Below are 23,428 nucleotides of genomic sequence, written 5' to 3' on the forward strand. Positions count from 1 at the left end.
ACCCATAACTTACATCTCGTCAGTTACGACGAGGGAGTGACGCCATGGGCGATCCAAGGCGATATGTGGTCATCGGCGGCGGACTGGCCGGACTCGCGTCCGCGGTCTGGCTCGCGGAAGCAGGCAAGCAGGTCACGCTGCTGGAACGCCGCGGCAGACTGGGCGGCCGCACGCACGCGATGAAAGCCGAGGCCGTCGACGATCTACCCGACAACGGCCAGCACGTCATCGCCAGCGGCTACGACCACCTGTTCCGGTATCTGGAGAGCGTCGGCACCCGCCAGTACGTCGCGTTCCCGCACGCGGCCACGCTGCGCTGGCCGGACGGCCGCAAGGTCGCCATGCGCACCAACGGCCTCAGCGCCTGGCGCACCTTCACCGGCGCGCACCCCGACTCCACCCTGCTGGACCGCCTGCGCGCCGCCGTCGCCACCACCCGCCTGGGCTGGCAGTGCCTCAACCAGCCCGCCGACCTCGCCGACATCAGCTCCGAGCAGTGGTTCCAGCGCATCGGCATGCCCGCCAAAGCCCGTGAGGCGCTGTGGGATTGGCTCGCCCTCGGCGTCGCCGCCGAACCGGTGCAGCAGGAATCGGCGAAGGTCCTGGCCGACGTGCTCGCCACCGGCATCCGGCTCGGCATGAAGCACCGCCGTCCGGTCACCATCGGCTACCCCACCACCGACCTGGACACGCTCTACATCACCGGCGCGAAGGAGGTCTTCGCGCGCCACGGCGTCGAGGTCCGCTACCGCGCGGTGGCCCGGCAGGTACACATCGCCGACGGCCGCGTCACCGGGGTGACGCTGGCCGACGGCTCGGTCGTGCCCGCCGACGCGGTGGTCTGCGCCGTGCCCAACTCCAATATCGGCGGCCTGCTCGACGATCTGCCCGAACACGCCGAGATCTACGCCGCCGCACAGAAACTCGGCTACACCCCGATCGTCAGCACCAACCTCTACCTGGACCGCCCGCTCGGCACCGAGGCCGAGTTCGAAGCGCTGATCGGCGGCACCGGCATCATCGACGAGGTCTTCGACCGCCAGCGCATGACCGGCCGCAGCACCGACAAGGCCTGGCTGTACTGCCTGACCACCAGTGGCGCCTACGACCAGATCCACAAGAGCCACGACGAGGTGGTCGCCGAGCAGATGGCGCTGCTGCGCCGCTACTACCCCGCCGCGGCCGAAGCGAAAATCGTTCAGGCACAGGTGGTTCCGATGCCGAAGGCGACTTTCTCCCAGGTCGTCGGCACGCACGGGCTGCGCCCGGACCAGCGCACCTCTGTCCCCACCCTGGTGCTGGCCGGCGACTGGACCGCCACCGACTGGTCGGCGACGATGGAAAGCGCCGTGCAGAGCGCTGCGCGGGCGGTGGATCACCTGCTGCGCTTACCCACCCCGCCGACTCCGTCGGCTGCGGTCCCCGATGAGTTACCGTCTGTGCCGTGACCACGCAGCGCGCCGCGGCAGCGCCCGTCAAGAAGACCGGCAAGCGCCGGATGCCGGCGGCCGAACGGCGCGCCCAATTACTGGATGTGGCACGGGACATCGCCGCCGCGGACGGATTCGCGGCGGTCACCATCGAACGGGTGGCCCGCGAATCCGATGTCGCACGCGCCCTGGTCTACCAGCAGTTCACCGATCTGTCGGGCCTGCTCACCGCCCTGCTGGACCGCGAGATGGGCATCGCGCTCGCGGGCGTCAGCAGCGTCGACCTCGACATCGACGCCCCGGACGCGCTGGCCCGCGGCATGCTCAGCTACCTGCACGCCGCCCCGACCAGCTGGCAGATCATGCTCAGCCCGCCCGACGGCGGCCCGCCGGGCCTGCGGGAACGCCTGGAGCTGGGCCGCGCCTACGCCCGCGAGATCGGCGCCCGGCACCTGTCCCGTTTCGCCGGCGTCACCGTCGACCCCGACGGCGCCACCGAGCGCATCATGCTGTGCGCGATCGAGGAACTCGCCCGCCTGCACCTGGCCGACCCGCAGCGCTACCCCGACGAGCTGTTCCTGGCTTATATCCGGACCCTCACCGGCTGGGCGATTTCCGTGGAAACCGGTCGCTGACCTGCCCTTTCGCGACCATCATGAAATTCTCACGGTCGACTTGGTTTTCTTTCCCCAGCGCGGACGACCCGCGCCGGACGAGAGGAAATCCCATGAAGATCAAGACCGCGATCGCCGCCGGACTGTTCGCCCTCGGGGCGGTGGCCGCCGGCGCCGGCGTCGCCAACGCGACCTACATCGGCACCTACGCCACCTACGAGGCCTGCGCGGCGGACGGCCAGTCCTGGTACACCGGCGGCACCCAGTGGGAGTGCCTCGCCTACAACGACGGCTGGGACCTGCACACCTACTGATCCGGCACGCCGAGTGGCTCACGGGGGTCGAGCCACTCGGTCCGCGGATCTGAAATGTCCTATTCTCTGACCTCGTGCGTGTTTTGGTAGTGGAGGACGACGAAGGTCTGGGGCTCGAAATCGCGGCGGGGCTGCGATCGGCCGGATTCGCCGTCGATCTCGCGGGCCACCTCGCCGACGCGGACTTCAAGATCTCGGTCAACAGCTACGACTGCCTGGTCGTGGACCGCGGGCTGCCCGACGGCGACGGCCTCTACCTGGTGGCGGCGCAACGCAACCGGGGCATGCGGGTGCCGGTGCTCATGCTCACCGCCCGCGACGGCATCGCCGACCGGGTCGCCGGCTTCGAGCACGGCGCCGACGACTATCTGGTGAAGCCGTTCGCCCTGGCCGAGCTCGTGGCCCGGGTGCGCGCCCTGTGCCGCCGCCGCGAACAACCCGCGCCCGCCCGGATCATGCTGGGTGACATCGACATCGACCTGCCGCGCCGCCGGGTGCAGCGCGCCGGCATCCTGCGCTCGCTCAGCCCCAAGGAGTTCGCGGTCCTGGAACTGCTCGCCACCCGCGCGGGCAGCGTCGTCTCCCGCGGCGAGCTCATCGAATGCTGTTGGGACGAAATGGCCGAACCCGCCTCGAACGTGGTCGACGCGGTCATCGCGCAACTGCGCCGCAAACTGGGTGCGCCGCCGGTGATCGAGACCGTGCGCGGCGCCGGCTTCATGATCGGAAGTGAATCATTCGCACGTTGAACCGCACCGCGGCGCAGCAGATCTCCAGCGCCACGGTGCGCCCGACCGTGGCGCGGATGCGACGGACCCGCTGGCAGCTGACCGGGCTGATCACCGCGGTGACCACCGTCTGCCTGATCGTGCTCGGCGTCGTCGCCGCGGTCATCGACGCGCGGTCTCGCGACCAGTCCGTGGACGACGCGATCAACCGGGTCGCCACCGGCGTGAGCCGTAGCATCGGGCTCGGCACCGACGACGTCCTCGATATCAGCGACGTGAAGTCCTACGATCTGGCCAACGGTGAGACCGCCGTGCTCGTGATCGGCAAGGACGCCGACGGGAAGTGGAGCGAACTCTACGGGCACCTGCGGTCCTGGCTGCCCCGGGAAGACGTCGCGTCCGGGATCGTCGACGACGCGATCCTGGCCGACGACACCATCTTCCGCGACGGCGTAGACAGTCAAGGGCGGGCGGTCCGCTTGGTAGCCCAGCCATTGTTCTGGGAGGACTCCGAGGTCGAGGCGGTGGTGTTCGCGGGCACCAATCCCAATACCTTCGACCGGGATCGGGCACTGCTGGTGTGGGGCCTGGTGATCGGCGGCCTGCTGCTGGTGCTCTGCGCGGCGGTCGCCGCACACTGGCTGTCCGGGCGCAGCATGCGTCAGGTCACCGTCATGGTCGAGGAGCAGGAGAAGTTTCTCGGCGACGCGGCCCACGAACTCCGCACCCCCTTGTCGACGCTGCGTCTGGTCACCGAACCGCGCCGCCGGAATCCGCACGAGATCGAACGGGCCCTGGTCGAAGCGCGCGGGCTCGGCGACCGGATGGAGCGGATTGTCTCCGGCCTGCTGGCCCGCGCCCGCATGCAGTCCGGCCTGGCGAGCATGGAACGCGTGCAGCTGCTGCTGGATCAGCTGACCGAATCGGTGATCGAGGAATTCCCGCAGGCCAAGGTCCATGTCCAGACCTTCCCGAGCGTCGTCGTCGGCGACCCGGGCCTGCTCGGCCTGGCCATCCGCAACCTGCTGGAGAACGCCATCACCCATGGCGCGGTCAATCGCGGCTCCCCGGTGGAGGTCCACGTCGCCGACGGACGGGTCAGCGTTCGCGACCACGGGCCGGGTCTGAACCCTCAGCTGTCGAGCAACCCCTTCGAGCGCGGCGTCACCGCCGGCCGGGGCAGCGGGATCGGGCTGGCGCTGGTCGCCTGGATCGCCGAATTGCACGGCGGCACGGCCACTATGGAGCCCGCGGCCGGCGGCGGCACCATCGCCACCCTCACCCTGCCGCCACCGCCGATCTCGGCCTGACCTCAGACGGCGATCTGGATGAGGTTGCCACAGGTGTCGTCGAAGACCGCCGTGGTCACCTCGCCCATCTTCAGCGGCTCCTGGGTGAACCGCACGCCGAGATCGCGCAACCGCTCGAACTCGGCCTGGACGTCGTCGACACCGAACTGGATGCACGGGATGCCGTCCTCGCGCAGCCCCTTCTTGTAGGCCGCGGCGACGGGGTGCCCGTCCGGTTCGAGCAGCAGCTCGATGCCGTCGACGTCTTGCGGGGACACCACCGTCAGCCACTTGGCGTCCCCGACCGGGACGTCGTGCTTCTTCTGGAAGCCGAGCACCTCGGTGTAGAACTTCAGGGCTTTGTCCTGGTCGTCGACGAAGACGCTGGTCACTGCGATGCGCATGTCATCACTCCTTTGCGTGTGGCTCGAGCCAGCGGTCGGCGAGTCCGCGCAGCGGCGCCGTCTCGAGGTAATGGAATTTGGAACGGCCGTCACGGGTGGTGCGGACCAGGCCCGCCGACTCCAGCAGCTCGAGATGCTGGGAGATGGCCTGTCGCGAGGAGCTCAGCCCGTGCTTCATGGTCAGCCGGGAACAGAGCTCGAACAGGGTCTGCCCGTCCCGGTCGGCCAATTCGTCGAGAATCGCCCGCCGGGTCGGGTCCGCCAAAGCCTTGTACACGTCACCCACACGGGCAACGATAGGCAAGTAAATGCTTGCATGTCAATGCTCAGCCGTCCGCGGGCACGGGCTCCAAGATCTGCGGGCGCGGCTCGGGCGCGGCGACCCGCAACGCGTCGGCCGCGGCGTCGTCGGGCTGGGTCTGGGACTGGATCTCGGCCTCGACCCGGGCCAGATAGGTGCGAATCTCCCGATCGATGTCGGCCTCGTCCCAGCCGAGCATCGGCGCGACCAGTTGCGCCACCTCCTCGGCACAGTCGCGACCGCGATGCGGGTACTCGATGGAGATGCGGGTGCGCCGGGCCAGGATGTCGTCCAGGTGCAGCGCGCCCTCGGCCGCGGCGGCGTAGACCGCCTCCACCCGCAGATACGACGGCGCGTCGGTAATCGGTTGCAGCAGTTCGGGATAGCCGTCGGCCAGCGCGATCACCTCGTCGATGAGCGAGCCGTAGCGGTTCAGCAGATGCTTGATCCGGTACGGGTGCAGGCCGTACTCCTCACCCAGCTGCACCGTCTGGTTGACCAGCGCGTGATAGCCGTCGGCGCCGAGCAGCGGCACCTTCTCCGTGATCGACGGCGCCACCTTGTCCGGAATATCCTGTGCCGCTTCGTCTACCGCGTCGTAGGCCATCACCCGATAGGTGGTGTACTTGCCGCCCGCGATGGCGACCAGACCCGGCGCGATGCGTGCGACCGCGTGTTCACGGGAGAGCTTGGAGGTGGAATCGCTTTCGCCCGCCAGCAACGGCCGCAGCCCGGCGTAGACGCCGTCGATGTCCTGATGGGTGAGCGGGGTGACCAGCACCTGGTTCACGTGGTCGAGCAGATAGTCGATATCGGCCTTGGTCGCCGCCGGGTGCGCGAGATCCAGATTCCAGTCGGTGTCGGTGGTTCCGATGATCCAGTGCGCGTCCCAGGGAATCACGAACAGCACCGAGGTGGGCGTGCGCAGAATGATCGCGGCGTCGCTGATGATCCGGTCGCGCGGCACCACGATGTGCACGCCCTTGGACGCGCGCACATGGAAATGCCCCCGGGCGTGCGCGAGCGCTTGCAGTTCGTCGGTCCAGACGCCGGTCGCGTTGATCACCACGTGGGCGTGGATCTCGCCGGTGGTGGCGTCGTCGCTGTCGCGGATCTTCACCCCGACCACCCGATCCGCCTCCCGCAGGAAGCCGACCACCTGGGTGGAGGTCCGGATGACCGCGCCGTAGTGCGCGGCGGTGCGGGCCACGGTCATGGTGTGGCGCGCGTCGTCGACCACGGTGTCGTAGTAGGTGAGCCCGCCGATCAGCGCGTCGCGGCGCATGCCGGGGGCCAGGCGCAGTGCGGCCGAACGGGATAGGTGATGCTGTCCCGGAACGGATTTCGCGCCGCCCATGCGGTCGTAGAGCAACAGACCGGCGGCCACGTAGGGCCGCTCCCAGACCCGGTGGGTGAGCGGATAGAGGAACCGCAGCGGCTTCACCAGGTGCGGCGCCAGCGAGGAGAGCGCGAGTTCGCGCTCCTTGAGCGCCTCGCGCACCAGCCCGAACTCCATCTGCTCCAGATAGCGCAGGCCGCCGTGGAACATCTTCGAGGACCGGCTCGAGGTTCCCGAGGCCAGATCCCGCGCCTCGACCAGCGCCACCCGCAGCCCGCGGGTCGCCGCGTCCAGCGCGATGCCCGAGCCGACCACACCACCGCCCACCACGACCACGTCGAAGTGTTCCTTACCGAACCGCTCCCACGCCTCACGACGCTGCTGCGGGCCGAGGAACTGCGTTTCCGGTTTCTTGGTCATGCTCGACTCCTCGTTCTGGGGTCCACTGCACAAGATCGAGCTCCGGCTACAGGCTATGCGAGGAACCCGTGTCGTCACGATCTTGACGCGCGGACTCCGGAACGTTTAGTAACCTGCAGCAATGCGTCGCTATGTGGCCGCCATCGATCAGGGCACGACTTCCTGCAGGTGCATCGTCTTCGACCGGCAGGGCCGCGTCGTCGGGGTGGCCCAGAAGGAGCACGAGCAGATCTTCCCGCGCGCGGGCTGGGTCGAACACGACCCGGAGGAGGTCTGGCGCAACACCGACCATGTCATCGGCGAGGTGCTGAAGAAGCACGATCTGACCGCCGCGGACATCGCCGCGGTCGGCGTGACCAACCAGCGCGAGACCACCGTGGTGTGGGAGCGCGCTACCGGCAAGCCGATCCACAACGCCATCGTCTGGCAGGACACCCGCACCGGCAAACTCGTCACCGAACTCGGCGGCGACGAGGGGCCGACGCGGTACGCCGAGCGCACCGGCCTGCCGCTGTCCACCTACTTCGCCGGGCCGAAGCTGCGCTGGATCCTCGACCACGTCGAGGGCGCGAAGGAACGCGCCGAGGCGGGCGAGCTGTGCTTCGGCACCATGGACAGCTGGGTGCTGTGGCACCTCACCGGCCTGCACATCACCGATGTCACCAATGCCTCCCGCACCATGTTGATGGATCTTCGTACCCTGCAATGGGATTCGAAGATCTGCGCGGAGTTCGGTGTGCCCGAGGCGATGCTGCCGGAGATCCGCAGCTCCTCCGAGGTCTACGGTGAGATCAAATCCGGTGCACTGCAAGGTACTCCGGTGGCGGGCATTCTCGGCGACCAGCAGGCCGCCACCTTCGGCCAGGCCTGCCTGTCGCCCGGCGAAGCCAAGAACACCTACGGCACCGGCAATTTCATGCTCCTGAACACCGGAACCACGCCGATCGTCAGCAAGCACGGCCTGCTCACCACGGTCTGCTACCAGCTCGGCGACCAGCCCGCCGTCTATGCCCTGGAAGGCTCCATCGCCGTCACCGGCTCGCTGGTCCAGTGGTTCCGCGACAACCTCGGCATCATCGAATCCGCCGACGACATCGAACCGCTCGCCCGCAGCGTCGAGGACAACGGCGGCGCCTACTTCGTGCCCGCCTTCTCCGGCCTGTTCGCACCGCGCTGGCGTCCCGACGCCCGCGGCGTCATCGCCGGTCTCACCCGCTTCGTCAACAAGGCGCACCTGGCTCGCGCCATCCTGGAATCCACCGCGTTCCAAACCCGCGAGGTGGTCGACGCGATGCGCGCCGACGCCGAATCCGAGCACCTGGACCTGGAACTCACCACGCTGAAGGTCGACGGCGGCATGACCGACAACGACCTGCTGATGCAGTTCCAATCCGACATCCTCGACGTCCCCGTGGTGCGCCCGGTGGTCAAGGAGACCACCGCCCTCGGCGCCGCCTACGCGGCCGGGCTCGCCGTCGAATTCTGGGCGAACACCGACGATATCCGCGCGAACTGGGCCGCCGACAAGACCTGGGAACCGGCCATGTCCGAAGCGGATCGCGAAGAGCGCTTGAAGGAATGGAACAAGGCGGTCGAACGCACCTACGACTGGGTCGACTAGGCGGCGGCCCGCGCCAACCGGTGCACCGCCTCGGACAGGGTCACCGGGTCGGAGGTGGTGAAGCACAGGCGCAGCGAGTTCGCGTAACCCGTGGTGGCCGCGAAGGCATAGCCCGGCACATAGGCGACGCCGGCGTCGAGAGCCTGCGGCAGTAGGGCTTTGGTGTCGGTGCCGTCGGTGAAATCGGCCCAGACGAACATGCCGCCGGTGGCGTCGGTGCAGACGAGACGGTCACCGAAACTCGCGCGCAGGGCGTGCACCAGCGCCTTGGCGCGGGTGCCGTAGGCGGTGCGCACGGTGTCGACGTGGGCAGTCAGCCAGGCCTCGTCGGACAGCAGATCGGCGGCGATCTGCTGAGTGAGGGCCGAGCCGCAGAGATCGGCGCCCTGCTTCAGCAGTTCGACGCCGCCGAAGACGCTGGGCGGGGCGATCATCCAGCCGACCCGCAGGGTGGGGGCGATGATCTTCGAGGAGCTGGAGAGCCGGATCACCTTGCGGGAGTAGGTCGCGACGGGCGCCGGGGCGGGGCGATCGAACCAGAGTTCGCCGTAGGGATCATCCTCGATCACCCAGAAACCGTGTGCGTCGGCGAGTTCGGCGAGGGCCTGGCGGCGCGCCGGGCTCATGGTGACGCCGCCCGGATTATGGAAGTTGCTGACCGTGTGGACGACCGCGGGCCGTTCGCCGGTCGCGAGGAGCTCGGCCAGGAGTTCGACGCGCATGCCCTCGGAATCCATGGGCAGGGCGATGATTCGGGCGCCCGCCGCCCGGAAGACCTGCAGCGCACCGACATACGCGGGATCTTCGACGATGACCAGCGCCCCGGGGTCGAGCAGCACCTCGGCCAGCAGCGACAGCGCCTGCTGCGAGCCGTGCGTCACGAAGACCTCGTCGATGCCGACGGGGCGACCGAGCCGGGCCGATTCGCGTTCGGCCAGGACCGCGCGCAACGGAGCCCAGCCCGGCGACTCGGTGTATTGCAGGCAGGCCGCGGTCGAGAGCGCCGCCTCGGCGGCCTTGGCGATGCGCTCGCGGGGCATCAGGCCCGCGTCGGGCAGGCCGCCCGCGAGGCTGATCACGTCGGCGCGGGAGGTCAGCTTCAGCAGGTCGCGGATTACCGAACTCTGGAGGCCGCCGAGTTTGCCCGCCAGCGGTGGAGTGGTCGATGACATGCGAAATCCTCCCTGGTGACGCCGAAGTATGCGGCACCAGACTCGCACAGACCTACCAATATGTGAAATAGCTTTCTCAATATTCGAGATGCTCGGGTGTGACACGAACCGGCTTCAACGCAAATCGGCCGATGCGGGTGGGGGTATGAACCACCACCGGCATCGGCCGACTCGGTCTAGCAGGTACCGACTATCAGCGCCTCGGGCAATTCGTCGATACGCCCGGCTGGCACTTCGGCGGCGGCGGAGTGTCCTTGCAGTTCGTGGACACACCGGGCTGACAAGGCCCCGCGGTGGCAACACCCGGAACGATCGCAACCAGGCCGACCGCGATCACCGCGCCGGCAAACAATTTCTTGAACATGTTGAACTCCCCTCCTTGATTGACATGAAGGACGCTACAAAGAAGTCATCCGACAGTCAAGGAGATTTTCAACTTCGCCTAGACCGAAATGCACTGCCGCAGTTCATCATTCGTTGGAAACGCGTTCAGATGGACCCGATGACCTGAATGAGGTGCCGCCCCTCGACGTTCACGGTGCTGATGATGTAGAAGTACTGCCTGTTGCCACTGGGATGATGCTCGGTGACCACGACATTGAAGCGATCGGGCGCCATCGACGTGATCCGCAGGCAATAGGTCGTGCCCTTCGGGATCTGCTGGTCGATCGTCCGCTGCAGATCCTCGGGCGGCTCGACATTCGCGCCCGGCGCCACGAAGCTGCGCGCCAGCGCGCCGTTGCGATCGGTGTAGTACGCATGCTGGAAGCCGAGGATCGCCTTCTCGCCGCTGGAGGTGTCGCCCGGACCGTTGCCGGTGGTGACATTGCCCTCGACCGCGGACTGGCAGCTGTTGGCCTGCGAGGTCGTGGCCGCCGGGGTCGGAGCCGGGGCGGCAGTCTGCTCCGGCTCGCCGCCCGGGTTGCGGTTCATGGCGATGATGATCACCACCAAGCCGATCACCACGGCCAGCGCGCCCGCGATGCCGAGGACGAGCCAGCGGCCTTTGGAACTCGGTTCGTCGGGCTTGGTAGCCGGTGTGCTCGGCGCGAGGCGCTGCGCGATCGGGTCGTCGGCCCAGGAAAGACCGGAGGCGGAGCCGCGACGGTACGCCGACGGTTCGTCGTCGTCCTCGAGGTTGTAATCGGAGGGGGTGCTCCACCACTGATCGCGCTCGGGTGGCTGCTGCTTGGCATCGGCACCGGGTGCGGGTGCGGGTGCGGCTTGGTAACGCGTCGTGGCGGCCTCGGACCCGAAATCGGCGGGCGGGGCGGGCGGAGTGGAAGGTGCGGACGGGGCGGAAGGCGTGGACGGGGCGGAAGGCGCGGACGGAGTCGCCGGAGTGGCGGGCGACGTGACCGCATCGCTCGCCGGCCGCCAGCCCAGACCCGGCCGATCGGGGGCAGACGGCGTGGTCCAGCGTGGACCGGTCTGGTCTAACGGCGGACCACCGAAATCGTCTACGGGAGGCCCGAAATCGCCCACCGGAGCGCCGAAATCATGCACGGGGGCCCCGAAGTCACCCACCGGTGGTCCGAAGTCGCCCACCGGCGGGCCGAAATCGCCCACGGGTCGGCCGAATTCACCCTGCGCAGACTCCGACCCGGACCGGTCCGCTTCGTTGTCTTTCGCGTCGCCTTCGGAGCCCACAGCCAATCCTTTCCCCAGGACACACGTATGGGGCGGTCGCGAACGACCGCCCCACCCGTTGAAAAAGCTCGGTTCAGTACTGGACCGAACCACCCCACTGAGTGGTGACACCACCGACGTTGACCGTCTGCGGCGCGATGTCGCCCGCCGGGATTATTGACGGCAGTGTAACCCGCGCGGCGGCCTCCAGGGCAGCGGCGCCGCCCGGCTGCGCCGCGATCCACCCCTCGACCGCGGCCTTGGCGGCGTTGGCCTGAGTGGTGTCGAGCACGAAGGAGTTCTTGTTGTCGGCCAGACCTTCGCCACCGGTGTAGCTGGTGATCTTGATGCTGTTGGCGTCCAGGTACTCCACCGAGACACCGGCTTCACCGGCGCCGGTGGGGGTGCGGTAGCCGATGGTGCCGACGTATCCGGCTTCGTTGTTGAAGTGGTGCGTGTTGGCCACGAAACCGGGCAGCAGCGCGCCGCCGTCCACGTTCGCCGAAACCTCGGAGCGCGGGCCCTCCATCTCGACCACCGGCGCGGCGGGCGCGGCCTGTAGTCGCGGGGCCTGCCAGCGCGGCGGCTCCTGCACCAGGTTTTCCTGCGACTCCGGCTGTGCCGCGGGAACATCCGATTCCGGCTTCGGGCTCGGATTGGGGTTCGGCGGGACGATACCGGGCTGCGTAGGCGTAGCCGGCGCGGACTGATCGCCGGCCGCGGCCGGCCGATCCTCGGCGGACTGGCCCGGCACCGGCAGCGGCGCGATACGCGGGGCGGTCACGCCCGGCTGGCTCGGGGCCAGTTTCGGATCCTTCTTCGGATCCGGCTTCACCTCATCGGGATTCGGATTGGTGATGCCCGGCTGGCTCGGCGTGGGCTGGCCCGGCTCTTCCTGGTCGGTGGGCGCACCAGGCTCGGGCGCGGGGGTCTCCGGCGTCTCCGGGGTTGTCGGATTGCCGGGCTGGGCCGGTGCGGGTGCGGGCGTGGTGGGCGTGGTCGGTTCGTTCGGAACAGCCCCGGCCGGAGCTGCGAGAAGAGTAGCCACGACAGCGGCAGCCGCCAGCGGCATCGAAGTGCCCGCCACCGCCCGCTGCGCCCCGTTCGGCTTACGGTGTTTCACTTTTCGCAATCCCTTTCGCACACGATCCCCGACGACCCGTGGGCCATCCGCCGTTCCTGTGGTGAAAGGACTTGCTCCCCCGCAACAGCAACCACGCGACCGCCCGCCGATCGCATCTCTGCCCGGAGTCAACCATAAGATCGTGGTATAGGCAACGCGACGAAAAAGCCGCCGCGCCAACCACACTGGCCGAAGTGCCGCGGGTCACCTCAAGAGAGTGTTAATCCAGGTCGTCGTGGCGCATGAGCTGGCGGGCGGCCTCGGTGACCGAGCCGGTCAGCGAGGGGTAGACCGAGAAGGTCTGGGCCAGGTCGTTGACGGTCAGATTGTTCTGCACGGCAAGGGCGATCGGCAGGATCAGCTCCGAGGCGATGGGCGCGACCACCACGCCGCCGATGACCACGCCGGTCGCGGGGCGGCAGAAGATTTTGACGAAACCTCGCCGCAGTCCCGACATCTTGGCCCGCGGATTGGTGTTCAACGGCAGCATCACCGTGCGCGCCGGCACCTCGCCGTTGTCGATGGCGGTCTGGCTGACGCCGACGGTGGCGATCTCCGGGCGGGTGAACACCGCGGAGGCAACGGTTTTCAGGCGGATCGGCTGCACGCCCTCGCCGAGTGCGTGGTACATCGCGATGCGGCCCTGCATGGCGGCCACCGAGGCCAGCGGGAGCAGGCCGGTGCAGTCGCCGGCCGCGTAGATGCCCGGCACGGTGGTACGCGAAACCCGGTCCACGCGAAGGTAACCGCCGCGGTCCAGTTCGATCCCCACCCGTTCCAGGCCCAGGCCGTCGGTATTGGGGGTGGACCCGACCGTCATCAGCGCGTGCGAGCCGGTGACCGTGCGCCCGTCCGAGAGCTTCACCACGATGCCGTCGGCGGTGCGCTCCACCGCGTCGGCGCGCGCGTGCTTGACCAGCTCGACGCCGCGCTCGGCGAGCGCGTCCTCCAGCACCAGCGCCGCGTCGGCGTCCTCGCCCGGCAGCACCCGGTCGCGGCTGGAGACCAGCTTCACCTCCACACCCATTTCGGTGTAGGCCGAGACGAATTCGGCGCCGGTGACACCGGAACCGACCACCACCAGCGTCTCCGGCAGCTCCTGCAGGTCGTAGAGCTGACGCCAGTTCAGGATGCGCTCGCCGTCGGGTTCGGCGCCCGGGAGCACGCGCGGGCTGGCGCCGGTGGCGATCAGCACCACCTCGGCCTCGATGATCTGCTCGGTGCCGGTGGCGAGCTTCGCGAGCACCCGGTGCGCGGACAGCGGCCCGCCCGCCTCCAGGATCTCGCCGCCGCCCTGCAGCACCGACACCCCGGCGGCCTGCAACTTCGAACGGATATCGGCGGATTGGGCCAGCGCCAGCGCCTTCACGCGGGCGTTCACCTCGGGCATGTCCACGGTGGCCGCCTCCGGGTCCAGCGTGATGCCCAGATCCTTGGCGCGGCGCAGCGACGTGCGCACGCCGGTGGAGGCGATGAAAGTCTTGGAGGGCACACAGTCCCAGAGCACGCACGCGCCGCCGATACCGTCACAGTCGATCACTGTCACCGTCGCGCCGTGCGCCGACGCCACCAGCGCTGCCTCGTAGCCGGCCGGGCCGCCGCCGATGATGGCAATGCGGGTCATGGGTACCTCCGCTCGAGCTGTCGACCGGGATCTCCGGCGCTGACCCCTACAACGTTAATCCGGCGAGCGGCGGGCAACCCTATAGGCCCCAACACGCCGTGCCTCGCGCGGGAAAAAACACAGTCTGGGCCGGATACGGGCGGTAAGGGTCCATTATTGGCTACCCTTTGCTACGTGCCGATCTACGCCGCTTACGGGTCGAACATGGACTCGTCCCAGATGCTCGAGCGCTGTCCGCACTCCCCCATGTCCGGAACGGGCTGGTTGGAGGGCTGGCGACTCACCTTCGCCGGCGACGATATCGGCTGGGAAGGGCCGCTGGCCACGGTCGTCGAGGACCCGGGGTCCCGGGTGTTCGTCGTGCTCTACGACGTGTCCCCGGAAGACGAGCAAAGCCTCGATCGCTGGGAGGGCTCGGATTTCGGGATCCACAAGAAGATCCGGCTGCGCGTGACCCGCAATCCCAACAACAACGCCGAGACCACGCTGGCCTGGCTGTACGTGCTGGACGCCTACGAGGGCGGGTTGCCCTCCGCCCGCTACCTCGGGGTGATCGCCGACGCCGCCGAAAAGGCGGGAGCGCCCGAGGATTACGTACACGCCCTGCGCACTCGCAACAGCAAGAATGTCGGGCCCGGCACCTTCGGCTGAATAATTCCGAAAACTGGCAGATAACTGGAAAGCACGAAGGCCGCCCTTCCTGGATCAGGAGGGCGGCCTTCGTCTGTAAAGAGGGGCTAGCCGGCCTGCAAGATGATGTTGCTGAGCACTCGCACGCCGACCGAGAGCGCGCGCTCATCGATATCGAAGGTCGGCTGGTGCAGATCCAGTTGCTCGCCGCGACCGGACCAGACGCCCAGGCGCGCCATCGCGCCCGGCACCTCCTCCAGATACCAGGAGAAGTCCTCGCCGCCACCGGACTGCATGGTGTCGGCCAGCGCGTCCGGGCCCAGGGCGCGGATCGCGGACTCGAACATCCGGGTCGACTGCTCGTCGTTGACCACCGGCGGCACGCCGCGCCGGTAGTTCAGCTGGTACCGCACGCCCGTCGGGGCGAGCAGGCCGTCGACGATCTCGTGCACCATCGGCTCCAGCAGCGACCAGGTCGCGTGGTCGCCGGTGCGGACCGTGCCGGTGAGCATGCCGGTCTGTGGAATCGCGTTGGGCGCCTTGCCCGCCGAGACCGCACCCCACACCATCACCGTGCTGGTGCGCGGGTCGATGCGGCGGCTGAGCAGACCGGGCAGGCCGGTGATGACGGTGCCGATCGCGTAGACCAGATCGCTGGTCAGGTGCGGACGCGAGGTGTGCCCGCCCGGCGAATCCAGCACCAGCTCGACGGTGTCGGCGGCGGAGGTGATCGCGCCGACGCGGATGCCGACCCGGCCGACTTCCAGGCGCGGATCGCAGTGCAGCGCGAAGATCCGGTCCACGCCCTCCATCGCGCCGGCGGCGACCATGTCGATCGCGCCGCCCGGCATGACCTCCTCGGCGGGCTGGAAGACGAACCGCACGCCGACCGGCAGGTTCATCTCCGACAGCGCGAGCGCGGTGCCGAGCAGGATGGTGGTGTGCGCGTCGTGGCCGCAGGCGTGCGAGACGCCCGGGACCGTCGAGGCGAAGGACAGGCCGGTGAACTCCTGCAGCGGGAGCGCGTCCATATCGGCGCGCAAGCCGATGCGCGGGCCGTCGGACGGGCCGATATCGCAGATCAGACCGGTACCGCCGGGCATCTTCTGGGGGTTGAGCCCGGCCTTGGTGAGCCAGGAGGAAATGAACTCGGTGGTGCCGAATTCGGTGCGCGACAGTTCCGGGTTGGCGTGAATGTGCCGGCGCCACCCGACCAGGTCGACCGCGTGCTCGGCCAGCCAGGCGTCCACGACGGCACGGCCCGCGGGCACGGTGTCGATGACAGCGCGCCGCCCCTTCGTGCGTAGCAACGCCTCCGCGGCGTCCACGCCGGCCACCATTGCCTCGTGGTCCGCCGCGGTCCCCGTCACCGGGCCCGAACCGCCGGTACTACTCACCGAATTTCCTCCTGTCGTTGAACCAGCCGTTGCAACAACCTGTCTCTCTGTACGTCATCGCGAGCTATCGCCACAGCGGTACGCGCGAGCGCGACCGCGCCGTCGACGACGGCGCGATCCGCCGAGGCAGTGATGCTTGCCGCGGCGAAACCGGGCTGATGCGTCACCGCACCACCGGCATCGATGCCGATAACCGGGTGAATGCCCGGGATGACGTTGGTGACATTGCCCATATCCGTGCTGCCGAGCGGTCGCTGCGCCTCGATTTCCGGTGCGATCGGCACCCGGCCCAGGTCGGCGATCTGCTCGCGATAGGCACACAGTAGTGCCGGATCGGGCGTCAGCTCGGTATATGTCGGTGCGAGCGTCCGGATTTCGTGGGTGCAGCCGGTCGCGAGGGCGCCCGCCTCGAAACAATCCGATGCGCGTCGCATCAGCTCTTCGAGGGATGCGGAGTCGACTGCGCGTAGGTAATACAGCAGTTCCGCACGTCCGGGCACGATGTTGGGGGCTACGCCACCGTCGCCGACTATACCGTGAAGTTGCTGACCTGGCCGGATATGTTGCCGCAGCAAACCAATCGCAACCTGCGCGACGGTGATCGCGTCCCCGGCGTTTCGGCCCAGTTCGGGGGCCGCGCTGGCATGCGCCTCCACCCCGTGGAACACCACCTCGAGATCGGCCAGCGCCAGCGAGTGCGCGCCCGCGATATCCCGGGGCCCGGGGTGCACCATCATCGCCATCGCGACATCGTCGAAGACGCCGCGGTCGAGCATCAGGACCTTGCCGCCGCCGCTCTCCTCGGCCGGGGTGCCGAGCACCAGAACGGTCAGGCCCAGGTCGTCCGCGAGTTCGGCCAGACCCAGGGCCGCGCCGACCGAGGCGGCGGCGATGATGTTGTGCCCGCAGGCATGTCCCATGCCGGGCAGCGCGTCGTATTCGGCGCAGAGCGCGACGGTCAGCTCGCCGCTGCCGTAGCTGGCGCGGAAGGCGGTGGGCAGGTCGGCGACGCCGGTTTCGATGTGGAAGCCGCGTTCGGCCAAGGGCTCGATGGTCTTGGCGGCGCTGCGGTGCTCTTCGAACGCCAGCTCCGGTTCGGCGTGAATACTGTGCGAGAGCTCGATCAGCCGCGCCGCGGCGGCCTTGATAGCCACATCCGACCGGGTGCCGTCCACCGACACACACCCGGCATGAAGCTCGCCGGGCGTCTCATGTTGACCGCTGCGCGGTGATGGCATGGAACACAGTGTCGCACTGGTGTGCAAATCGGGCACGGGTTGCGGCCCGGGCCCGGCTCCAGCGCGGAGTTATCCGGCGGCGAACGCCAGGTTCTCCGGAGTGGTCTTGACCGCGAGGCCGTCGAGGGCCTGGGCGTGCAGCGCCCGCTTGATGATCGGCAGGTTCGGCTTGCGGTTGCCCGCCAGTGCCGCGGCGCGCGCGACGGCGGTGCTCAGCAACGTCTCGGCATCGGCCGAGTCGTCCACGATGCCCGCGGCGATGGCCTGATCCGCCGGGAAACGGTGCCCGGTCGTCATGGCCAGCACACACACCTGGTTGGTCAGGCGCTCGGTCAGCAGCGCGTTCATGCCGATGGTGAAGGGCATGCCCAGGTTCACCTCGGGCAGGCACCAGAAACCGCGATCGGCGCGCATCACGCGGAAGTCGCAGGAGGTGGCCAGCATCGCGCCGGCGCCGAAGGCGTGGCCGTTGAGCGCGGCGACGGTCGGCATCGGGAAGGTCAGCAGCCGGGTGTAGATCGAGTGCACGCGATCCAGGTACCAGTGCATCTGGTCCAGGTTGCCGAACAGCCAATCGGTGTCCAGGCCATTGCTGAAGAACTTGCCGGTCGCGGTGGTGACCAGCGCGGCGGGACCTTCCGACGCCTCGACCTCGTCGAGCAGCGCGTGCACCCGATCGATCCAGTCCGGGTGGAAGCGGTTCTCGTTGTCTGTCTGGCCCTCGGTTCCGAGGTACAGGACGAACACATCACCTTCACGTTCCAGGTACGGCATGGGTGCAGCGTATCCCGGCTCGCGCCGCTCCCCTACTCGCGGGTAGGAAGTTATTTCGGAACTGGCGACGGACCAGACCCGGCACGGGTGATACGACCCGACTATCGTGACTTTCATGCTTGCCGAAGAGGCCGCTCAGGCGATCGCCGAACGTACTGGAGTCCAACGTCACCGGGTCGCGGTGGTGCTCGGATCGGGCTGGCAGGAGGCCGCCGCGGAAATCGGCGTACCGGCCGCGTCGGTGCCGATGCCGGAGCTGCCCGGATTCGGCACGCCCAGCGCGCAAGGCCATGTCGGGATGGTGCATTCGGTGCCCATGCACGACAAATCCGTGCTGCTGCTGATGGGGCGTCAGCATTTGTACGAGGGCTATCAGCCCGCCGAGGTGGTGCACCCGGTGGCGGCCGCGATCGCGGCGGGCGCGGAGATCGTGCTGCTCACCAATGCCGCCGGCGGAATCCGCGCGGGCCTGGATGTCGGTGAACCGGTGCTGATCAGCGATCACCTGAATCTCACCGGTCGCACGCCGCTGACCGGGGCCAGCTTCGTCGACCTGGTGGACGCGTGGGATCCCGAATTGCGGGCGCTGGCACGGGAAGTCGACCCCAGCCTGACCGACGGCGTCTACGCGGGCCTGACCGGACCGCAGTACGAGACCCCGGCCGAGATCCGGATGCTGCGCACCATGGGCGCCGACCTGGTCGGCATGTCGACGGTGCTGGAAGCCATCGCCTGCCGGGCGCTGGGCGCGCGGGTGCTGGGCATCTCGCTGGTCACCAATCTGGCCGCGGGCATCTCCGGCGCGCACCTGTCGCATGCCGAGGTGCTGGCCGAGGGCCAGGCCGCCGCACCACGCCTGGGCAAACTGCTGCGCGGCGTGCTGGAGCGGCTGTAGATGCTGCGGTTCGGCACGGCCGGTCTGCGCGGCCCGCTACAGGACGGCCCGGACGGCATGAACGTGGAAACGGTGTCGCGGGCCACCGCGGGGCTGTGCGTGTGGCTGCGCGGACGCTGCCTGGGCGGCGGCACCGTGGTGGTGGGCCGCGACGCCCGGCACGGCTCCGCCGAATTCGCCGCCGCGACCGCGGAAATCTTCGCGGCGGCCGGTTTTCCGGTGCTGTTGCTGCCGGAGCCGGTGCCGACGCCGGTGGTCGCGTACGCAGTGCGGGAGCTGGGCGCGGTGTGCGGGGTGCAGATCACCGCGTCGCACAATCCGCCCGCCGACAACGGCTACAAGGTCTATCTCGACGGCGGTTCCCAGCTGATCGCACCCGCCGACACCGAGATCGAACGCTGCATCGAAGCGATCACCGGACCGATCGAGCGGCTGCCGGTCGCCGCCGCCGACGACGATCTGGTGCGGCGATACCTGGATCGGGTGGGGCGGCTGCGCGAGCTGATCGGCGGGCCCGGAACCCGCGCCGATGTGCGCATCGCCCTGACCGCGCTGCACGGCGTCGGCGGTGCGATCGCGGTACGAGCGCTGGCGGCAGCCGGGTTCACCGATGTGCACGTGGTGCCCGAGCAGTTCGCACCGGACCCGGACTTCCCCACCGTCGCGTTCCCGAATCCGGAGGAGCCCGGCGCCACCGACCTGCTGCTGGCGCTGGCCGAGCGGGTTCAGGCCGAGGTGGCGATCGCGCTCGATCCGGATGCCGACCGCTGCGCGGTGGGGATCCGCGGCCCCGCCGGCTGGCGGATGCTGCGCGGCGACGAAACCGGTGTGCTGCTTGCCGATTGCGTCCTCAGCACCGCCTCGCGCAGCGATTCCGTGGGTGGTGATCCCTTGGTGGCCACCACCATCGTCTCTTCCCGGCTGCTGTCGAAGCTGGCGCCCGCCCGCGGCGCCCGTTACGCCGAGACCCTCACCGGCTTCAAATGGCTGGCGCGCGCGGGCGATCGCCTCGTCTACGCCTACGAGGAAGCGATCGGGCACTGCGTCGACCCGGCCGCGGTGCGGGACAAGGACGGCATCTCGGCCGCCGTGGTCGCCGCCGACCTGGTCGCGCGCCTGAAGGCCCGGGGCCGCACGCTCCAGGACGAACTCGACGACTACGCACTGGAATTCGGCCTGCACGCGGGCGCACAGGTGTCACTGCGCCTGGCCGACGCGAGCGCCGCCGCCGACGTCGTGGCCCGGCTGCGCACCAGCCCACCCGATGAGATCGCGGGCGAGCCGGTGAAATACACCGACCTGCTCCAGGCCCGGGGCCGAATGCACACCGACGCACTGGTGTTCGAAGGCGCCGGCCTGCGCCTGGTGATCCGGCCGTCCGGCACCGAGCCGAAGCTCAAGTGCTACCTGGAGGTAGTCGAACCGGTCGCCGAGCGCGCCGCCCTCGCCACAGCGAAAGAGACTGCCGCCCAGCGGCTGGCCCAGATCGCTGAGTACTGCCGCCAGCTGTAGATCGGATCAGCCCGATCCCCTGTGCGCCAGCGGAACCGCTCAGCGCGGACCGAACTGGCGGTCGCCCGCGTCACCCAAACCGGGGACGATGTAGGCGTTCTCGTTCAATCCCTCGTCGATCACGGCGGTAACCAAACGCACCGGCAGACCCGAATCCGCGAGCGCGGCGACGCCCTCCGGCGCCGCGACGACGCAGACGGCCGTGATGTCGGTGGCGCCGCGCGCCGCGAGCAGCTCCAGCGTGTGCCGCATCGAGCCCCCGGTCGCCAGCATCGGATCGAGCACGTAGACCGGCAGGCCCGCCAGGTCCTCGGGCAGCGACTGCATGTAGGGAACCGGCTGGTGGGTGTCCTCGTCGCGGGCGATGCCGACGAACCCGACCCGGGCGTCGGGAATCATCTCCACGGCCGCGTCGATCATGCCCAGCCCGGCGCGCAGCACCGGCACCAGCAGCGGCGGCTGCGCCAGCCGCACGCCCTCGGTGAGCGCCACCGGGGTGGCGATCTCGAAGCGGGTGACCGGGGCTTCCCGCAGCGCCTCGTAGATCAGGACCCGGGTCAGATCGCGCAGCGCGGCCCGGAAGGCCGCGTTCGGGGTCCGCGCGTCGCGCATGGTGGTCAGCAAGGCGGCGGCAAGTGGGTGCTCCACGGTGTGCGTACGCATGCCGAAACGATAAGGTCGTAGCCGAGCTCGACGCGAGCGTTCATCGGGTGGGGTCATCGGGAAAGTTTTTTCGACGGGCTGGAACCGAATCACAAGGCCGCGCGTCGAACTAAGTGGATGACGTACTCTGCCTGGGAAGAAACGGATGGGGGAAGCACTAATGGCCAATAATTTCTCGGCCGACGCCGAGGGCATCGCCACCTACAGCGCGACCGCCGAGGTGATGGCCACCGAGATGGCCGCGGCGGCCGCGAGCGCGGCCGGCGGGAACCCGGCGCTCCTCGGTCCGATCATGGGGTTGATCGGCGGTGATTTCATGGCCGCGTATTCCGCGGCGCACGCCGGGCAGGTCGCCACCATCGCGCAGCTCTCGGCCGTGCTGTCCAGCATGGGCCTCGCCACCGGGAGCGCGGCCGCCGCCCTCACCGAGCAGGACCTCAGCGCCGCGGCCGGTTTCAAGACCGCCGAACTGGACGGATGATCCGGTGATCGACATCAATCTGCTGGCCCAGCCGCTGATCAGCCTGCTGACCAGCTTCGGCTCCGGCGTCATCCCGTCCGGTGGCGCGTCCGATTCGCTGACCTCCGCCTCCTCCGCACTCGAGCAGCTGCACCTACTGGGCAAGAACAGCATCAACCAGCTGAACACCGCGCTGGACGGCGCCACCGCCGACTCCGCGACGTCCAAGGCGCTGCGCGTGCAGGCCTCCTCCGCCCAGACCTCGGACCTGCTGACCGAGATGGCCACGGTGGTCAATCAGGCTGCCGCACAGGTCGAGACCGGGCAGAAAGAACTCGACACCGTCGTCCAATCCTTCGTCAGCAACGCGACCAGCCTGCTGCCCACCCTTACCACCCCGGTCGGCCTGACGGCGCTGGTGAGCACCGCGATCGATCACCTCAATCAGGGCATCTCGGTGGTCAACAAGACGCAGACCGAGCTGAGCACCTCGACCGCGAGCATGAAGGAGCTGACGCCGGCGCCGTCCACCTCGCCCGCGTCCACCAACACCAACCTGCTCAGCACCGCCAAGTCCGCGCTGGACAGCCTGACCAGCGGCACCAGCGGCCTGGCCAGCAGCGCGCTGAGCACGGGCACCTCCCTGCTGACCAGCGCCACCAAGGCCACGACCAGCAAGACCGCGACCTCGACCCCGAGCGCCTCGAACACTTCCTCCGCCAAGCAGAACACCGGCGAGGTGAAGACCGAGAAGACGGAAAACGGCGGCGTGAAGATCACGCTGCCGGACGGCAGCGTGGTGGAGGCGCCGAACGAGAAGGCCGCCAAGGCGGTCACCTCGGCGTTGTCCGCGGTCGGCACGCCGTACCTGTGGGGCGGCAACGACCCCAAGAACGGCATCGACTGCTCCGGCCTGACCAAGTGGGCCTACAGCGAGGCCGGCGTCGAGTTGCCGCGCCTCGCCCAAGAGCAGCACATCGGCAAACAGCAGATCTCGCCCGGCGATCTGCAGCCTGGCGACTTGGCCGTTTGGGACGGCCATGTCGCCATGGTCATCGGCAACGGGCAACTAGTCGAGGCCGGTAACCCGGTCGCAGTCAGTTCCATTCGAACGGAGAACGTGGGTATGGAGTTCTACGGCTTCTATAGGCCTACCGAATGAGTCAACCGCAGCAGATTCCGAATGTCACCGTGGCGGCCAGCCAGAACCGGTCCGGCACCATCGCGGTGCGCGCCACCGACCAGGGCATGCCGGTCGAAATCAAGTTCGAGCGCAGCGAATACCGTTATGGCGCAGAGGCTCTCGCGGCCGAGATCCTGCGCCTGACGAAGCGCTCCGCGATCGCCGCCCGGGCCCGCCGCCGCGAGGTGCTGGCCGAATCGGGCATGTCGCCGGAGGTACTGGACAAGCTCGGCTTGCCCACCCGGCAGCAGGCGGTCGACGAACTGGACCGGATGGATGACGAGGACACGGGTCCGACGAGCTGGATGAGGCCGGTCTGATGAGTGCTGAGATGGACGCGTTGGTCGCCAACGCGACGGCGAAGCTGGAAGCCCTGGAGGCCGCGCTGTACGGCCTCAAGCAGGTGCGCGGCGCCTTCACCACCGAGGACGGCGCGGTCAGCGTCGAGGTGGACAGTGACGGTGCGCTGATCGGCTTGCGGTTGTCGGAGACGGTCACCTCGATGGCGCCGGCCGACGTCAGCCAGCTCATCGTGTGGGCCTGCCGGCAGGCCGCGGAGGACGCGGGCGGGCAGCGCTCGAACGTCATTGCCGCACTGAACGAGTCGTTCGCACCCGCCGCGGAGGGGTCCGCGGAGGCCGTTGGGGGCGGTCGAGATAGTGCCTGAC

Annotated in this window: 25 protein-coding genes; 13 read left to right on the forward strand and 12 right to left on the reverse strand. The window is 68.8% G+C overall.

Annotated features, from left to right (window positions below; genetic code table 11):
* The first annotated feature begins 44 nt into the window (after positions 1-44).
* The 5 genes from hpnE (at position 45) to AB0M14_RS00615 (ending at position 4,396) form a co-directional block, all read left to right on the forward strand.
* Positions 45-1,448, forward strand: a complete 1,404-nt coding sequence (hpnE, locus tag AB0M14_RS00595; RefSeq protein ID WP_364986547.1) for a hydroxysqualene dehydroxylase HpnE — start codon at positions 45-47, stop codon at positions 1,446-1,448.
* A complete protein-coding gene (locus AB0M14_RS00600; RefSeq protein WP_364986550.1) occupies positions 1,445-2,065 on the forward strand; it encodes a TetR family transcriptional regulator in 621 nt (206 codons plus the stop codon). The genes hpnE and AB0M14_RS00600 overlap by 4 nt, the downstream gene beginning before the upstream one ends.
* 92 nt (positions 2,066-2,157) lie before the next feature.
* A complete protein-coding gene (locus AB0M14_RS00605) occupies positions 2,158-2,358 on the forward strand; it encodes a hypothetical protein (protein WP_364986553.1) in 201 nt (66 codons plus the stop codon).
* A 74-nt stretch (positions 2,359-2,432) separates the two neighbouring features.
* The gene (locus AB0M14_RS00610) at positions 2,433-3,107 is read left to right on the forward strand and encodes a response regulator transcription factor (RefSeq protein ID WP_364986556.1); all 675 of its coding nucleotides are present in this window, start codon (positions 2,433-2,435) and stop codon (positions 3,105-3,107) included.
* Positions 3,104-4,396: a HAMP domain-containing sensor histidine kinase gene (locus tag AB0M14_RS00615; protein ID WP_364986559.1), complete on the forward strand. Its 1,293-nt coding sequence runs from the start codon at positions 3,104-3,106 to the stop codon at positions 4,394-4,396. The genes AB0M14_RS00610 and AB0M14_RS00615 overlap by 4 nt, the downstream gene beginning before the upstream one ends.
* A gap of 2 nt (positions 4,397-4,398) precedes the next feature.
* On the opposite strand, the gene AB0M14_RS00620 is transcribed toward AB0M14_RS00615, so the two are convergent.
* The 3 genes from AB0M14_RS00620 to glpD are packed head-to-tail and all read right to left on the reverse strand — an operon-like array spanning position 4,399 to position 6,839.
* Positions 4,399-4,779, reverse strand: coding sequence for a VOC family protein (locus tag AB0M14_RS00620; protein WP_364986562.1), 381 nt, complete (start codon positions 4,777-4,779; stop codon positions 4,399-4,401).
* A 4-nt stretch (positions 4,780-4,783) separates the two neighbouring features.
* Positions 4,784-5,065, reverse strand: a complete 282-nt coding sequence (locus tag AB0M14_RS00625) for a metalloregulator ArsR/SmtB family transcription factor (RefSeq protein ID WP_364986566.1) — start codon at positions 5,063-5,065, stop codon at positions 4,784-4,786.
* A gap of 40 nt (positions 5,066-5,105) precedes the next feature.
* A complete protein-coding gene (gene glpD, locus AB0M14_RS00630) occupies positions 5,106-6,839 on the reverse strand; it encodes a glycerol-3-phosphate dehydrogenase (protein ID WP_364986570.1) in 1,734 nt (577 codons plus the stop codon).
* A gap of 121 nt (positions 6,840-6,960) precedes the next feature.
* On the opposite strand from glpD, the gene glpK reads away from it, so the two are divergent.
* The gene (gene glpK, locus AB0M14_RS00635; RefSeq protein WP_364986574.1) at positions 6,961-8,460 is read left to right on the forward strand and encodes a glycerol kinase GlpK; all 1,500 of its coding nucleotides are present in this window, start codon (positions 6,961-6,963) and stop codon (positions 8,458-8,460) included.
* Here glpK and AB0M14_RS00640 read toward each other — a convergent pair.
* The 5 genes from AB0M14_RS00640 to AB0M14_RS00660 all read right to left on the reverse strand — a co-directional run bounded on the left by AB0M14_RS00640 (position 8,457) and on the right by AB0M14_RS00660 (position 14,008).
* On the reverse strand, positions 8,457-9,632 hold the full coding sequence (locus tag AB0M14_RS00640; RefSeq protein WP_364986578.1) for a PLP-dependent aminotransferase family protein: 1,176 nt from the start codon (positions 9,630-9,632) through the stop codon (positions 8,457-8,459). The genes glpK and AB0M14_RS00640 overlap by 4 nt on opposite strands.
* Positions 9,633-9,825: 193 nt before the next feature.
* Positions 9,826-9,996, reverse strand: a complete 171-nt coding sequence (locus AB0M14_RS00645; RefSeq protein WP_364986581.1) for a hypothetical protein — start codon at positions 9,994-9,996, stop codon at positions 9,826-9,828.
* A gap of 125 nt (positions 9,997-10,121) precedes the next feature.
* Positions 10,122-11,282: a hypothetical protein gene (locus tag AB0M14_RS00650; protein WP_364986584.1), complete on the reverse strand. Its 1,161-nt coding sequence runs from the start codon at positions 11,280-11,282 to the stop codon at positions 10,122-10,124.
* Between the two features lie 73 nt (positions 11,283-11,355).
* Positions 11,356-12,384 (reverse strand): hypothetical protein, encoded by a 1,029-nt coding sequence (locus AB0M14_RS00655; protein WP_364986587.1) that lies wholly within the window; start codon positions 12,382-12,384, stop codon positions 11,356-11,358.
* A gap of 220 nt (positions 12,385-12,604) precedes the next feature.
* The gene (locus AB0M14_RS00660) at positions 12,605-14,008 is read right to left on the reverse strand and encodes an NAD(P)H-quinone dehydrogenase (RefSeq protein WP_364986591.1); all 1,404 of its coding nucleotides are present in this window, start codon (positions 14,006-14,008) and stop codon (positions 12,605-12,607) included.
* A gap of 174 nt (positions 14,009-14,182) precedes the next feature.
* Between AB0M14_RS00660 and AB0M14_RS00665 the strand changes: the two genes are divergently transcribed.
* Entirely contained in the window at positions 14,183-14,659 is a 477-nt protein-coding gene (locus tag AB0M14_RS00665; protein WP_364986594.1) for a gamma-glutamylcyclotransferase, read from the forward strand.
* A gap of 86 nt (positions 14,660-14,745) precedes the next feature.
* On the opposite strand, the gene AB0M14_RS00670 is transcribed toward AB0M14_RS00665, so the two are convergent.
* The 3 genes from AB0M14_RS00670 to AB0M14_RS00680 all read right to left on the reverse strand — a co-directional run bounded on the left by AB0M14_RS00670 (position 14,746) and on the right by AB0M14_RS00680 (position 18,047).
* A complete protein-coding gene (locus tag AB0M14_RS00670) occupies positions 14,746-16,035 on the reverse strand; it encodes a M20 family metallopeptidase (protein ID WP_364986597.1) in 1,290 nt (429 codons plus the stop codon).
* On the reverse strand, positions 16,032-17,210 hold the full coding sequence (locus AB0M14_RS00675) for a M20 family metallopeptidase (RefSeq protein ID WP_364986600.1): 1,179 nt from the start codon (positions 17,208-17,210) through the stop codon (positions 16,032-16,034). The genes AB0M14_RS00670 and AB0M14_RS00675 overlap by 4 nt, the downstream gene beginning before the upstream one ends.
* Before the next feature lie 132 nt (positions 17,211-17,342).
* Positions 17,343-18,047, reverse strand: coding sequence for an enoyl-CoA hydratase-related protein (locus AB0M14_RS00680; protein WP_364986603.1), 705 nt, complete (start codon positions 18,045-18,047; stop codon positions 17,343-17,345).
* A 115-nt stretch (positions 18,048-18,162) separates the two neighbouring features.
* On the opposite strand from AB0M14_RS00680, the gene AB0M14_RS00685 reads away from it, so the two are divergent.
* Both AB0M14_RS00685 and AB0M14_RS00690 read left to right on the forward strand, forming a co-directional pair.
* On the forward strand, positions 18,163-18,942 hold the full coding sequence (locus AB0M14_RS00685) for a purine-nucleoside phosphorylase (protein ID WP_364986606.1): 780 nt from the start codon (positions 18,163-18,165) through the stop codon (positions 18,940-18,942).
* Positions 18,943-20,454 (forward strand): phospho-sugar mutase, encoded by a 1,512-nt coding sequence (locus AB0M14_RS00690; RefSeq protein WP_364986609.1) that lies wholly within the window; start codon positions 18,943-18,945, stop codon positions 20,452-20,454.
* Positions 20,455-20,493: 39 nt separating this feature from the next.
* On the opposite strand, the gene upp is transcribed toward AB0M14_RS00690, so the two are convergent.
* The gene (gene upp, locus AB0M14_RS00695) at positions 20,494-21,117 is read right to left on the reverse strand and encodes a uracil phosphoribosyltransferase (protein ID WP_364986612.1); all 624 of its coding nucleotides are present in this window, start codon (positions 21,115-21,117) and stop codon (positions 20,494-20,496) included.
* A gap of 145 nt (positions 21,118-21,262) precedes the next feature.
* Between upp and AB0M14_RS00700 the strand changes: the two genes are divergently transcribed.
* Genes AB0M14_RS00700 through AB0M14_RS00715 form a run of 4 tightly spaced genes read left to right on the forward strand, consistent with a single transcriptional unit; the run spans position 21,263 to position 23,427 of the window.
* Positions 21,263-21,598: a hypothetical protein gene (locus AB0M14_RS00700; protein WP_364986615.1), complete on the forward strand. Its 336-nt coding sequence runs from the start codon at positions 21,263-21,265 to the stop codon at positions 21,596-21,598.
* A gap of 4 nt (positions 21,599-21,602) precedes the next feature.
* Positions 21,603-22,739, forward strand: coding sequence for an NlpC/P60 family protein (locus tag AB0M14_RS00705; RefSeq protein WP_364986618.1), 1,137 nt, complete (start codon positions 21,603-21,605; stop codon positions 22,737-22,739).
* Positions 22,736-23,080 (forward strand): hypothetical protein, encoded by a 345-nt coding sequence (locus tag AB0M14_RS00710; RefSeq protein ID WP_364986622.1) that lies wholly within the window; start codon positions 22,736-22,738, stop codon positions 23,078-23,080. Before AB0M14_RS00705 ends, AB0M14_RS00710 begins: the two co-directional genes overlap by 4 nt.
* Complete coding sequence (locus AB0M14_RS00715) at positions 23,080-23,427, forward strand: YbaB/EbfC family nucleoid-associated protein (RefSeq protein ID WP_364986626.1); 348 nt, start codon at positions 23,080-23,082, stop codon at positions 23,425-23,427. The genes AB0M14_RS00710 and AB0M14_RS00715 overlap by 1 nt, the downstream gene beginning before the upstream one ends.
* Position 23,428 lies beyond the last annotated feature (1 nt).

Origin of the sequence: Nocardia sp. NPDC051832 (assembly GCF_040681285.1) — a bacterium.
Classification (GTDB): Bacteria; Actinomycetota; Actinomycetes; order Mycobacteriales; family Mycobacteriaceae; genus Nocardia.